This window comes from Streptomyces krungchingensis (genome assembly GCF_054729265.1).
In genome coordinates, this window is the sequence record NZ_JBPUKY010000001.1 from 2,623,902 (window position 1) to 2,636,621 (window position 12,720).

10 protein-coding genes are annotated in these 12,720 nt (G+C 74.3%); 3 read left to right on the plus strand and 7 right to left on the minus strand.

All coding sequences use genetic code 11. The annotated features are described in order from the left end of the window. Positions 1–297: 297 nt before the first annotated feature. Together mycP and ACSYGO_RS11775 are read right to left on the minus strand one after the other, a co-directional pair. Positions 298–1,524 carry a type VII secretion-associated serine protease mycosin gene (gene mycP / locus ACSYGO_RS11770; protein ID WP_460386626.1) on the minus strand — a complete coding sequence of 409 codons (1,227 nt, stop codon included), beginning with the start codon at positions 1,522–1,524 and terminating at the stop codon, positions 298–300. Further along, entirely contained in the window at positions 1,521–3,389 is a 1,869-nt protein-coding gene (locus tag ACSYGO_RS11775) for a hypothetical protein (protein ID WP_460386627.1), read from the minus strand. Before ACSYGO_RS11775 ends, mycP begins: the two co-directional genes overlap by 4 nt. Before the next feature lie 270 nt (positions 3,390–3,659). On the opposite strand from ACSYGO_RS11775, the gene ACSYGO_RS11780 reads away from it, so the two are divergent. After that, positions 3,660–4,862 (plus strand): amino acid deaminase/aldolase, encoded by a 1,203-nt coding sequence (locus ACSYGO_RS11780; protein WP_460386628.1) that lies wholly within the window; start codon positions 3,660–3,662, stop codon positions 4,860–4,862. A gap of 184 nt (positions 4,863–5,046) precedes the next feature. Here the strand turns inward: ACSYGO_RS11780 and ACSYGO_RS11785 are convergent, their stop codons facing one another. From ACSYGO_RS11785 to ACSYGO_RS11805, 5 genes are all read right to left on the minus strand, one after another. After that, positions 5,047–5,964, minus strand: a complete 918-nt coding sequence (locus ACSYGO_RS11785; protein WP_460389703.1) for a DUF2510 domain-containing protein — start codon at positions 5,962–5,964, stop codon at positions 5,047–5,049. A 225-nt stretch (positions 5,965–6,189) separates the two neighbouring features. Continuing rightward, positions 6,190–7,446: an HAD family hydrolase gene (locus tag ACSYGO_RS11790; protein WP_460386629.1), complete on the minus strand. Its 1,257-nt coding sequence runs from the start codon at positions 7,444–7,446 to the stop codon at positions 6,190–6,192. A gap of 27 nt (positions 7,447–7,473) precedes the next feature. After that, positions 7,474–8,265, minus strand: a complete 792-nt coding sequence (locus ACSYGO_RS11795) for a 3-oxoacyl-ACP reductase (RefSeq protein ID WP_426682545.1) — start codon at positions 8,263–8,265, stop codon at positions 7,474–7,476. Next, positions 8,262–9,641 carry an aldehyde dehydrogenase family protein gene (locus ACSYGO_RS11800; RefSeq protein ID WP_460386630.1) on the minus strand — a complete coding sequence of 460 codons (1,380 nt, stop codon included), beginning with the start codon at positions 9,639–9,641 and terminating at the stop codon, positions 8,262–8,264. The genes ACSYGO_RS11795 and ACSYGO_RS11800 overlap by 4 nt, the downstream gene beginning before the upstream one ends. Before the next feature lie 8 nt (positions 9,642–9,649). Beyond that, positions 9,650–11,020, minus strand: coding sequence for a glutamine synthetase family protein (locus tag ACSYGO_RS11805; RefSeq protein WP_426682547.1), 1,371 nt, complete (start codon positions 11,018–11,020; stop codon positions 9,650–9,652). Positions 11,021–11,097: 77 nt separating this feature from the next. Here ACSYGO_RS11805 and ACSYGO_RS11810 point away from each other — a divergent pair, with 77 nt between their 5' ends. Both ACSYGO_RS11810 and ACSYGO_RS11815 read left to right on the plus strand, forming a co-directional pair. Next, positions 11,098–11,868, plus strand: coding sequence for a FadR/GntR family transcriptional regulator (locus ACSYGO_RS11810; protein ID WP_426682548.1), 771 nt, complete (start codon positions 11,098–11,100; stop codon positions 11,866–11,868). Positions 11,869–11,965: 97 nt separating this feature from the next. Further along, entirely contained in the window at positions 11,966–12,643 is a 678-nt protein-coding gene (locus tag ACSYGO_RS11815; RefSeq protein ID WP_460386631.1) for a gamma-glutamyl-gamma-aminobutyrate hydrolase family protein, read from the plus strand. Positions 12,644–12,720: the final 77 nt, after the last annotated feature.

The window sequence follows — 12,720 nt, forward strand, 5'->3', positions numbered from 1 at the left end:
GGTCAGGCGCGGGCGCTGGGCGCCGACGTACCGGCCCGGGTCTCGCCGTGACGCGCGGGCGGCTGGGTGTCACCGTACCGGCCCAGGTCCCGCCGTCACACGTGTGCAGTTCGCCGCCGCCGTCCCGGCCCCGGTCTCGCGGTCAGGCGCGGGCGGCCGGATGCCGACGTACCCGCCCGGGTCCCGCCGCCAGACGTGTGCAGTTCGCCGCCGCCGTCCCGGCCCCGGTCCCGCGGTCAGGCGCGGGCGGCCGGGCGCCGACGTACCCGCCCAGGTCCCGCCGTCAGGCGTGGGCGGCTAGGCGTCGCCGTAGCCGTCCGGGGCACGGCGGCCGCGCCACAGCACGACCGCCGCCGCCAGCAGGGCCGCGCCGATGCCGCCCGCGAGCGGGCCCGCCCAGCCCGAGGAGTCGTCGTCGCCCTTGGCGGCGTCGGGACCCGAACCGAAGTACTTCCCGCGGTACGCCTGCGAGTGGAGCCCTTCGGGCTTGAGCCGGCCGGCCGCCTTGATGGCGGCGGCGGGGTCGACGAAACCGAACCCTCGGGAGTCGTCGTGGCCACCGGCGGGGGCGTTCCGGGCGGTGTCCTCCAGGAGCTGCTTGATCTGCGCCGGGGACAGACCGGGGTGGGCCGCCTTGATGAGGGCGACCGCGCCGGAGACGAAGGCGGACGCCGCGCTCGTGCCCCAGCCCTCGTAGTAGCGGTCGTCCGGGTCGGCGATGACGACGTCGACGCCGGGCGCGCTCACCGTGGCGTACCAGCGGCGGGTGGAGAAGGAGGCGCGGGTGCCGTACCGGTCCACGGCGGTCGCCGCGATCACACCCGGGTAGGCGGCCGGGTAGGAGATGTGGTCGCCCTTCTCGCCCCCGTTGCCGGCCGAGGCGACGACGACGGCGCCCTTGCGCAGGGCGTACTGGACGGCCTCGTCCTCCGCCGGTTCGGGGTGGGCGGACTTGGAGTCGTCGCCGAGGGAGAGGTTGATGACGTCGGCGCCGTGGTCGGTGGCCCAGCGGATGCCTTCGGCGAGGGCGTTGCCCCGGGTGTTGCGGGCCTTCGTCCGGGCGGAGTCGCCGTCCTCCAGGATGACGCGGACCGGGAGGACCTTCGCCTCCGGGGCGATGCCCATGACTCCGTCGTCGTCGCCCGGGCCGTGACCGTGCCCGGCGATGATGCCCGCCATGGCCGTGCCGTGCCTGGCCCACGCCCGGTCGCCGCGGCTCGCGCCGAAGCCGACCATGTCCTTGCCGGTGAGGACGTTCCCGTCGAGGTCCGGGTGCCGGGCGTCGACGCCCGTGTCGAGGACGGCGACGGTGATGCCCTTGCCCTTGGTGGTCCGCCAGGCCTCCTGGGTGTGCATCGCGTCCAGGGCCCACTGCTTGGCGCGTATGCCGTCGGCGTAGGCGGTGGTGGACGGCACCAGGGCCAGGGAGCCGGCCAGCAGGGCACCGAGCAGCCCGGCCCGGCGGGTCGCCCCGGTCGGGCGGCCCCGCCCCGCGGTGCGGACCGGTCCGGCCTTGCGGATCATGACGGCTTCTCCGTGGCCGAGGTGACGGTCTTGCGGAAGCCCCGTTCGACGCGGTCGGCGAGTCCCTGTGCCTCGTGGCCCAGGCCCGCCTGCGCCGGGGTCGTGGTCGCGCCGGGCTCGATGGCGTCCTCGGCCGCCTGCGGCGTGGTGACGGCACGGCCGTCCGCGAACCCGGAGACGGCGTAGACCACGACGGGGGCGTCGGTCAGCACCGACACCGTCCAGGAGGCGCGCTGCGCGTCGCCGAAGTGGTCGGCGACGGTTCCCTCGGCGGCGTACGGGCGGGGCATCAGGTCGGTGCGGCGCTCCAGGCCCTCCTTCTCGAAGCGGGCCTTGAGGGAGGTCATCGCCGCCGCGTCCGCCTTGGTGAACAGCAGGCCGACGGTCGTGACATGGCTGCGGGTGGCGTCCGTGTACGTGGCGCGCAGCAGCCGCAGACAGCCGACCGGGGCGAGGGCCTTGCGCAGGAGCGGGTCGAAGGCGTCCTTGCAGCCGGTGTCCGGCGCGACGGCGATCCGGGTCCAGACGCGGTCGGCGCCTCCGGGGCCGGCTCCGTCCCCCCGCACGGTGGGCGGGAAGAGCCGGTCCACGGGCACGCTGTGCCACAGGTCGCCCGCCGACGCGAAGGCGTCGCCCGAGCCCTCGCCGTCGGTGCCGCCGGTGAGCCAACTGCCCGTCACCGCGCCGCCGATGAGCCCGGCTCCAAGGACGACGCAGGCCGCGGCGGCCACGATGCGGGGGCGGGTCCTGCCGCCGCGGGAGGTGCGCGGACGCTCACCGGTCCCGTCGTGGGTGTCCGGCTCGGCGAACGAGACGAAGGGGCGCTCCGCGCGCGGGGTGGGCGACGGGGGTACGGGGGCGCGGGGCGGGGTGTGCGGGGGTGCGGCCGGCTCCTGGGCCGGGACGGGCCGCAGTCGCCTGGTCGTCTCCGTGCTGTGCTCCTCGTGCGGGCCGGTGCGCGGCGGCACCCCGGGCCGGGCGGACCCGGGGGTGGCCGGCGGAGCGTCCGGGAAGCGGGCGGAGGCCGGGGGCGGCGGCGGGGTGACGGTGCCGGGCCGGCGCGCGGCGGGCAGGCCGGACGCCGCGCCGGTGGGGTTCTCCGCGTCCCGCCCGGGTGCGCCGGAGGGACGGGCGGGCCCGTTCCCGGGCCCGTGGGCCGACGTCCCGGGCCGGTTCGCCGACCGGTCACCGGGGGTGCCGGTCGCTTGCGCCGCCACGTCGGTGGCCGGCGCGAAGAAGTCGTACGAGCTCGGTGGCGAGGGCACACGCGAAGTGCTTGCGGCCCGCGGCGCCGCGCCGGTGCCCGTGGAAGGGGGTTCCACCGGGCGGGGCGGGAACGTGGGTCCGTCGGCGGGGCGGGGCGGCGTGGGCCGCGGCGGGGCCGCCGTGTCCTGCTGCGCGCCCGCGCGCAGGGACGGGAACGTCGGAGCGCCGTCCGGCAACCGGTCCGCCGCGCGCGGCGGAGCGGCGTCCGCCACGAACCGGTCCTGCCGGTGGGGTGCCGGGGTGTGCCCCGCGGGGGCGCCGGCGGGACGCGGCGGCACCTGGCGCTCCGGGCCGGACGCGGCCGGGCGGCCGGACGTCTCCGCACGGAAATCGGTCCGACGCGGCGGCACCTGGCGCTCCGCCTCGGACGCGGCCGGGCGGCCGGACGTCTCCGCACGGGCATCGGTCGCGGGGCCCGCCTCCCGGGACTCTTCGCGGGCCGGGGGCCACGGCGGGGCCGTCCCCTCCGCGGTGGCCGACGGGGTCTGCGCGGCCGGCTCCGGGAGGGCGTCCCGGGACGACTGCGAGGCGGCCGGGGACGACTGCGGCGGGGTCGTCGGGCGCGGAGGGATGGAGGCGCGACGCGCTTCCGTGCTCATGCACCCCCCGTTTCCTCGTACCCGGGCAATCGGTCCGCCGCGGAGCTCGGCGGGACCGTTTCGTGTCTGCGGAGGCCCGCCACGGGCACGCATACCCGCACCGATGGACCGTCACCCCGGGCAGGGCCCGCCGGGGCAAGGTCGTTCCTCCCTGCGTGCGCGTCACTCTACGGGTTGACGCGCGTCCGGAGGGAACCAGTCCGGGGCCCCGGGGCATCTGCCCGGAACGTCCCCCTACCCTGCGGTAATCGAGTCTGGCAGGCTTCGGACATGACTGCCCGCGCCGCAGACCGGGCCCGGTACGACCGGGCCACCGCTCACCTCGACGCGCCCGTCGCGATCGTGGACCTGGAGGCCTTCGACGCGAACGCGGAGGATCTCGTCCGCAGGGCCGGGGGCAAGCCGATCCGTGTCGCCAGCAAGTCCGTCCGCTGCCGCGCCCTCCTGGAACGCGTCCTGGGCCGCGACGGCTTCGCGGGCATCATGTCGTTCACCCTCGCCGAGTCGCTGTGGCTCGCGCGCTCCGGCTTCGACGACGTGCTCCTGGCCTACCCGTCGGCGGACCGCGGGGCCTTCGCCGAGCTGACCAGCGACCCGAAGCTCGCCGCCGCGGTGACCGTCATGATCGACGACCCGGCACAGCTGGCCCTGATCGACGAGGCCCGGCAGGGCGGTGCCGAAGTCGTGCGTGTCTGCCTGGAGTTGGACACGTCCCTCAAGCTGCTCGGCGGGCGGGTCCGGGTGGGGGCCCTGCGCTCGCCGCTGCACTCCCCGGCCCAGGTCGCCGATCTGGCCCGCGCCGTCGCCCGGCGGCCCGGATTCCGGCTGGTCGGGATCATGGCGTACGAGGGGCACATCGCGGGCGTGGGCGACGCCGTCGACGGGCGGCCGCTGCGGTCGCGCGCCATCCGGCTGATGCAGGCCACCGCCCGCAAGGAGCTGGCCCGGCGGCGCGCCGAGGTCGTCCGGGCCGTGCGGGCGGTGGCACCGGACCTCGAATTCGTCAACGGCGGCGGTACGGGCAGCGTCCAGCACACGGCCGCGGAGGACTCGGTCACCGAGATCGCGGCGGGGTCCGGGCTGTACCTGCCGCGGCTGTTCGACAACTACACGTCGTTCAGCGGGCGTCCGGCCGCGCTGTTCGCGCAGCCCGTCGTCCGCAGGCCGGGCGTGGGGATCGTGACGGTCCTCGGCGGCGGCTACCCGGCCTCGGGGGCCCCGGGCGCCGACCGGCTGCCGGTGCCCCACCTGCCGGAGGGACTGAGGTACGACCCGCAGGAGGGCCCCGGCGAGGTGCAAACGCCGCTGATCGGGGCGCCCGCGGACGACCTGCTGATCGGCGACAAGGTGTGGTTCCGGCACGCCAAGGCCGGCGAGCTGTGCGAGCGGTTCGACACCCTGCACCTCGTGGAGGGCGACGCGGTGACGGCCACGGTCCCGACGTACCGGGGCGAAGGGTACACCTTCCTCTAGGGGGTTTCGTTTGGGTCAGGTCGGATCGGGCCGCGGCGTCCGGTGCGGTGCGTCGCAAGGCGGAGGATCACTCGCGTACTGGGCGTACTCGGGTGGTCCGACAACGCGGCGAGGCGCCGTGCCGGGCGTCGCGGACCCGGGCTGATCCAAACGAAACCCCCCTAGGCCGGCTCGCCGCGGGGTGTCACGTCGACGGTCCGATGCTGCTGCCCACTCCCCCGCCGGTGCCCGAGTCACCGACCGGGCGGATGCCCTTGGTGATCCTGTCCATGTCGGCCAGGGGCGGTCCGTCGGGGCCCGCGTCGAAGGCGAAGCGGACGATGACGAGGGACTCCGAGCCGACGCTGGACGGAAAGGCCAGCGACTCGACGTACCCACCCGGCCCCACACCGGTCCTGACGCGCCAGCGCACGAAGTAGCCGGCCCGCCCCGCGACGGCGACCTGGCCCGACTTCACCACCTGGTGGGAGGTGATGCCGCGGTAGGGCCTGCTGTCGACCAGGTCGCGGTCGTACGAGGCGTCCGCCGCGTCCTCGATGTCCTGCTCGGCGAGGATCTTCGGGGACTTCTCGTCGTTGGCCGTGACGGTGCGCGACAGGACCCGGCCGTGGCGGCAGAGGCCGGGGTCCCCCGGGCAGTCGTAGGTGCCCGGCGTCGTCATCACCATGTCGTCCTCGGCGACGTACTTGGGCCGGACCCAGCCGTCGAGCAACGGCAGGGTGATGCCGTTGAGTTCGTCCACGACCTTGGACGGGTCCTCGGACGGGCTCGCGGAGGCGGAGCCCGAGGGCGACGGTGAGCCGGTCCCGGTGGCGGGTGCCGGGGCGGTCGGCGTGGTCTTCGTGGCCGCCTCCCCCTTCCCGTCGTCCTTGCCGAGGAGCACGGCGCCGGTGGCGATCGACGCGACGAGGACCGCTCCGGCCGCGGTCAGGGCGACGGCCTTGGCCCGGCCCGAGCCCCCGTTCCCGGACGGCGCCGGGGGTGCCGGGGGCTGCGTGGGGACCTCGGGCTGGCGCCGGTGGTCGGTCCACGCGGTTCCGTCCCACCAGCGCTCGACGAGCGGGTACGACGGGTCGCGGTACCAGCCGGGCGGAGGTGTCATGCTCATCCCGGCACTCTAAGGGCTGTCCCGTGATCCCCGGCGGGCGCACGACGACAGCTACGGCACCTCGCCGCGTCGGAGGGCCGCCCGAATACGCCCAGTACGAGGACGACCGCCCCCTGCCTTCGGAGGGGGACCCCCACCGCCTCGCGATGCACCGCATCCGACGCCGCGCGCCGATCCACCGGGGATCACGGGACAGCCCTTGGGACGTGGCCCTGAAGATCAGTACACGGTGTCCGTCCGGTCGGGCACGACGGAGCCGTCCGGTCTGCGTACGGGGCCCCGGCCGCCGTCCGGCGCGTTGTAGGCGGTCGTCGCGCACGGGTAGTCGTCCGGCTTGCGGGGCAGCGGCTCGATGAACATCGGGTTGACCAACCAGCGGCCGTCCGCGTCGTCGTACGCCCTGCACATCAGTTCGCTCTTGTTGCGGTTGAGGACCAGGTGGGCGCCGGTGGCGTCGCCGACGAAGGCGACGTCGGTGTCGGCGTCGCCGCCCGCGACGACGGGGCGGTGGCGGGCGTCCTGCCGCCGCCAGGCGGCGGCACCGCGCACTCCGTAGATCTCCTGGTTGATCCAGCAGCGTTTGCCGTCGATGTACGGGATGGCCTCACCCCTGCTCGCGGGGACGCCACCGCAGCCCTCGTTGCGGGTGGTGATCCGGCCGTGGCGGTCGAGGACGGAGCGGATCGCGAGGGTGTGACGGGCGTCGACCCCGACTCCGCGGGACCAGACCTCGGTGACGGGTTCGGAGCCCGCCGAGACGATGTACACGTCGAATCCGGCCCGTTGCAGGGTGCGGATCAGGTCGCGCTGCTGGGCGTAGTAGCGGACGTACGCGGGAACGGTGCGGGTGCCGACCCGCTGCACCGCGCCCACGGGGGCCGCGAGGGCGCGCTCGCGTGCCCGGCGGGCGTAGGAGGAGAGCTCCGCGGGGGTGCGGCCGGCGAAGAGCTGGGGCACCCATGCGTACTGGGGCACCGTGCGCCGGTGGTTCCAGGTGCCGACGAAGGCCGGGGCCCCGCTGACGGTGGTGGCGTTCTCGCGGATCTGGAGGATCTCGTCGGCGCAGCGGGGGTTCTCGGAGGTTCTCAGGGGGGTGCCCGCGCCCGAGCCGCAGGCGGCGGTGAGGGCCTCGTCGGCGGCTGTGGTGAGCCAGGCGCTGGTGTCCTTCCAGCGGGCCGGGCGCAGGAGTCTGTCGTGGGTGAGGGCCCAGACGAGGGTGGCGTCCGTGACGTCGTTCTTGGTGATCGTGTTGTCCCAGTCGAAGGCGGCGACCGGGCGGGTGTCCAGGGGGCGGCCGGCGCAGGTGCCGTGGGCGTCGATCACCTGTTGCAGACGGGCGCGGTTGTCTCCGTACCAAGTGCCGGACAGTCGTGGGCAGTCGGCGCGGCCGGACGCGGCCGGGCCGGCGACGGGGGCGGTGGGCGCGGCCGCCAGGGCGGCGGCCGCTGCCAGGGTCCACACGAGGAGGTGTCGCATATGACGTGGACCGTACACCTTTGTCCGCTAGAGGGGTGTCACGTACGCGCCCGAGATCCCGCCGTCGACCAGGAAGTCGGTCGCGTTGACGAACGAGGAGTCGTCGCTGGCGAGGAACGCGACCGCCGCGGCGATCTCGTCGGCCTCCGCGAACCGTCCGACGGGGATGTGCACCAGCCGCCGCGCGGCCCGTTCCGGGTCCTTGGCGAACAGCTCCTGGAGCAGCGGGGTGTTGACCGGTCCGGGGCACAGGGCGTTGACCCGGATGCCCTCCCTCGCGAACTGCACGCCCAGTTCGCGGGACATGGCCAGCACACCGCCCTTGGAGGCGGTGTACGAGATCTGCGAGGTCGCCGCACCCATCCGGGCCACGAAGGACGCCGTGTTGATGATGGAGCCCCTGCCCTGGCGCCGCATGTAGGGGATGGCGGCCTTGCAGCACAGGTACACGGAGGTGAGGTTGACCTCCTGGACGCGCTTCCAGGCCTCCAGTCCGGTCTCCAGGATGGAGTCGTCGTCGGGCGGCGAGATGCCGGCGTTGTTGAAGGCGACGTCGACGGAGCCGTACGTGTCGTACGCCGTCCTGAACAGCGCCTCGACCTGTTCCGGGTCGGTGACGTCGACCTTGACGAAGGTGCCGCCGACCTCGTCGGCGGCGGCCTTGCCGCGCTGTTCGTCGACGTCGCCGCAGACGACGCGCGCGCCCTCGGAGGCCAGCCGGCGCGCGGTGGCGAGGCCGATCCCGCTGCCGGCGCCGGTGATGACGGCGGTACGGCCGACCAGACGGCGGCAGATGTTTCCCTCGGTGGCTTCGGTCACTGTGCGGGGCCCTCCGTACTGATGAAGACGTTCTTGGTTTCGGTGAAGGCGGTGAGCGCGTCCGGGCCCAGCTCGCGGCCGATCCCCGATTGTTTGAAGCCGCCGAAGGGGGTCCAGTAGCGGACGCTGGAGTGGGAGTTGACGGAGAGGTTCCCGGCGCGCACGGCGCCCGAGACCCGCAGCGCCCGGCCGATGTCCCGGCTCCAGACGGACCCGGCGAGGCCGTACGGGGTGTCGTTGGCGAGCCGGACGGCGTCCGCCTCGTCCTCGAAGGGGAGGACCACGGCGACCGGGCCGAAGACTTCCTCGACGGCGACGCGGGCGTCGGGCGCGACCGCGGTGAGCACGGTGGGCGGGAACCAGAAACCGGGTCCCTCCGGGGCCTTGCCGCGGATGCCGGGCGCGCCGGCGTCGACGTAGGAGCGCACGCGTTCCAGCTGTGCCCGGGAGATCAGCGGGCCCATCTGTGTCTGCTCGTCGGCGGGGTCGCCGACCCTGACGGACTCGATCGCGGGGGCGAGCAGGTCCAGGAAGCGGTCGTGCACCGAGCGCTGGACGAGGATGCGGGTGCGGGCGCAGCAGTCCTGGCCGGAGTTGTCGAGGAAGGACATGGGTGCGGCGGCAGCGGCGGCCTCGACGTCCGCGTCGGCGAACACGATGTTGGGGCTCTTGCCGCCGAGTTCCAGGGTGACGCGCTTGAGGAGGGCGGAGCCCTTCGCCAGCACCTGCTTGCCCACGGCCGTCGACCCGGTGAAGACGATCTTGGCGACGCCCGGGTGCTCGACGAGGGCGTTCCCCGCGACGGGGCCGGCGCCCGGCAGTACCTGGAAGAGGTGCTCGGGAAGCCCTGCCTCCAGGGCGAGTTCGGCCAGCCTGAGGGCGGTCAGCGGCGTCGTCTCGGCGGGCTTGAGGACCACCGCGTTGCCGGCGGCGAGGGCCGGTGCGGTGCCCCAGGCTGCGATCGGCATGGGGAAGTTCCAGGGCGCGATGACGCCGACGACGCCGAGCGGTTCGAGGAGGGTGACGTCGAGACCGCCGAGGACCGGGATCTGACGGCCGGTCAGTCGCTCCACTCCCCCGGCCGCGTAGTCGAGCAGATCGCGCACGTTGCCCGCCTCCCAGCGGGCGTTGCCGAGGGTGTGGCCCGCCTCGCGGACCTCCAGCCGGGCCAGTTCCTCGATGTGCCCGTCGACGACGGACGCGAAGCGGCGCAGCAGCCGGGCGCGGTCGGCGGGCGCGAGTGCCGTCCATGCCGTCTGGGCGCGCGCGGCCCGCGTGACGGCGGCGTCCACGTCGTCCGCGGTGGCGGCCGGGACGGTGGCGACGACCTCCTCGGTGGCCGGGTTGAGGACACGGAGTTCGTGCTCGTTCGACAAGTGGGGCCTCACATGCGTTCGAAGGAGCGGCGCAGCTCCCAGTCGGTCACCGCGGCGTCGAAGGCGTCCAGCTCGACGCGCGCCATGTTGCGGTAGTGCGCGACCACCTCGTCGCCGAACGCGGCCTTGGCGATGGGGCTGTTCTCCCAGAGCTCGGCGGCCTCGCGCAGGGTGGTGGGCACGTGCTCGTACTCGGCGGCGTACGCGTTGCCGCCGCATGCCTCGGGGAGCTCCAGCTGCTGCTCGATGCCGTACAGACCCGCCGCGACCAGACCGGCGACCGCCAGGTGCGGGTTGACGTCACCGCCCGGCAGGCGGTTCTCGAAGCGCGTCGACCGGCCGTGGCCGACGACACGGAGCGCGCAGGTGCGGTTGTCGTGGCCCCAGGCGACGGCGGTCGGCGCGAAGGAGCCCGGCTGGAACCGCTTGTAGGAGTTGATGTTGGGGGCGTAGAGGAGCGAGAAGTCGCGCAGGGCGGCGAGCTGCCCGGCGAGGAAGTGCCGCATGACCGGCGACATCCCGTCGGGGTCCCGGTCGGAGCCCGCCATGACGTTCCTGCCGTCGGCGTCCGCGAGCGAGAGGTGGATGTGGCAGGAATTGCCCTCGCGTTCGTTGTACTTGGCCATGAACGTGAGCGAGACGCCCTCCTGGGAGGCGATCTCCTTGGCGCCGGTCTTGTAGATCGCGTGCTGGTCGCAGGTGACGAGGGCCTCGTCGTACTTGAAGGCGATCTCGTGCTGGCCGGGGTTGCACTCGCCCTTCGCGGACTCGACGGTGAGGCCGGCGCCCTGCATCTCGTTGCGGATGCGGCGGAGCAGGGGCTCGATGCGCCCGGTGCCCAGGACCGAGTAGTCGATGTTGTACTGGTTGGCCGGGGTCAGGCCGCGGTAGTGGGCGTCCCAGGCCTGCTCGTAGGTGTCCTTGAAGACGATGAACTCGAGCTCCGTGCCGACCTGGGCGGTGTAGCCGAGCTCCGCGAGGCGGTCGAGCTGGCGGCGCAGGATCTGGCGGGGCGCGGCGACGACCGGTGAGCCGTCGTTCCAGGCGAGGTCGGCGATGAGCAGGGCGGTGCCCGCGTTCCACGGGACGCGGCGCAGGGTGCCGAGGTCGGGGCGCATCGCGAAGTCGCCGTAGCCCCGGTCCCAGGAGGACATGTCGTATCCGTCGACCGTGTTCATCTCGGTGTCGACGGCGAGGAGGTAGTTGCAGCCCTCCGTGCCGTGGTGCAGGACCTCGTCGAGGAAGAAGCGCGCGGCGAACCGCTTGCCCTGGAGTCGCCCCTGCATGTCGGGGAAGGCCAGGACGACCGTGTCGATCTCGCCGCCCGCGACGAGGGTGTGCAGTTCCTCTACGCCGAGCGGGGGTGTGCGGTCTGCCACCGGAAAAGCCTCCTTGGGTCAGCCGAGAGCCATAAGGTATTGCCGAGAACCTTTGCTTGGGAAGGGGGCACGACCGGATGGCGCAGGCGAGTCCAGACAGCGGCCCGGGGCGCGGTCCGGGCCGCGCCGCGAGGGGTCCGGGCGACGGGCTGACGACCGTGCTGCGGCCGGTGCGGGCGGGCAACGGCTTCGAGGAGGCGCTGGAGCAGATCCTCCAGGTCGTCCGGCTGGGCCTGGTGCCCGGCGGCGAACGGCTGCCCGCCGAACGGGACCTGGCGGAACGGCTCGGGATCAGCCGGGTCACCCTGCGCGAGGTGCTCAAAGTCCTCCAGGACCAGGGCCTCGTCGAGTCGCGGCGCGGCCGGTACGGCGGCACGTTCGTGCTGCCGCGCGCGCAGGCCCCCGGCGAGCAGGAGCTGCGGCGCCGGGTCGCCGCGGTCGACATCGAGGACGTCCTGCGCTTCCGCGAGGTCCTGGAGGTGGGCGCGGCCGGACTGTGCGCCGCGCACGGGCTCGACGGCGAGCGGGCGAAGCGGCTGCGCGAGGCGCTCGCCCGCACGAACGACGCTCCGCTGACCGAGTACCGCCGGCTGGACACCGGGCTCCACCTCACGCTCGCGCAGCTGTGCGGTTCGCCCTCGCTGGCGGCCCAGTACGCGTCCGTGCGCGCCTGTGTCAACGACCTCCTCGACTGCATCCCCCTGCTGGTGCGCAACCTGGAGCACTCCCAGCAGCAGCACACGGCGCTGGTCGAGGCCGTGCTCGACGGGGACGCCGACGGGGCGCGGGAGATGATGCGGGAGCACTGCGCGGGGACGGCGGCGCTGCTGCGGGGGTTCCTCGCGTGAGCCGGACACGACGCACACCCGGCCGCCTTGTCGTCACGCGTCCCGCAAAGGTATGCATGCGTTCCATTGATCAGGGATCGATGCGAGGGAGAGCCGCGTGGACAGGCCGCTGATCGGCGTCAGCACGTATCTGGACGGTGCCCGCTGGGGTGTGTGGGAACTGGAGGCCGCGCTGCTGCCCGCCGGGTATCCGCGGCTCGTGCAGCGGGCCGGCGGGCTCGCCGTGATGCTGCCGCCGGACGATCCGGACCGGGCCGCGGCGGCCGTGGCCCGCCTCGACGGGGTGGTCGTCGCCGGGGGGCCGGACGTCGACCCCGGGTGCTACGGCGCCGAGCGGTCGTCGCGCACGGGGCCGCCGGCGCCCGCGCGCGACGCGTGGGAACTGGCGCTGATCCGGGCCGCGTTGGCGTCCGGCACCCCGCTGCTCGGGATCTGCCGCGGTATGCAGCTGCTGAACGTCGCCCTCGGGGGCACGCTCGTCCAGCACATCGACGGGCACACCCAGGCCGTCGGGGTCTTCGGGCAGCACGAGGTGACGCCCGTGCCGGGGACGTTGTACGCCGGTGTCGTGCCGGAGGCTTCGGCCGTGCCCACCTATCACCACCAGGCGGTGGAACGGCTCGGTGCGGGGCTGCTCGCCTCGGCGCACGCCGCGGACGGGACGGTGGAGGCCGTCGAACTCCCCGGGCCCGGGTGGGTCCTCGGGGTGCAGTGGCATCCGGAGATGGGCGAGGACGTGCGGGTGATGAGGGCGCTGGTCCGGGCGGCGGCCTGACGACACACCGGAAAGTCAGCCGCTCCGCCCCTCGACGAGGGGCATCCGGGGCGAGCGCCGAGGACGGGACGGCGGGG

Bases quoted from the DNA above. Each gene is read 5' to 3' on its own strand.
- mycP (WP_460386626.1), bottom strand. From the start codon at position 1,524: ATGATCCGCAAGGCCGGACCGGTCCGCACCGCGGGGCGGGGCCGCCCG.
- ACSYGO_RS11775 (WP_460386627.1), bottom strand. From the start codon at position 3,389: ATGAGCACGGAAGCGCGTCGCGCCTCCATCCCTCCGCGCCCGACGACC.
- ACSYGO_RS11780 (WP_460386628.1), top strand. From the start codon at position 3,660: ATGACTGCCCGCGCCGCAGACCGGGCCCGGTACGACCGGGCCACCGCT.
- ACSYGO_RS11785 (WP_460389703.1), bottom strand. From the start codon at position 5,964: ATGACACCTCCGCCCGGCTGGTACCGCGACCCGTCGTACCCGCTCGTC.
- ACSYGO_RS11790 (WP_460386629.1), bottom strand. From the start codon at position 7,446: ATGCGACACCTCCTCGTGTGGACCCTGGCAGCGGCCGCCGCCCTGGCG.
- ACSYGO_RS11810 (WP_426682548.1), top strand. From the start codon at position 11,098: ATGGCGCAGGCGAGTCCAGACAGCGGCCCGGGGCGCGGTCCGGGCCGC.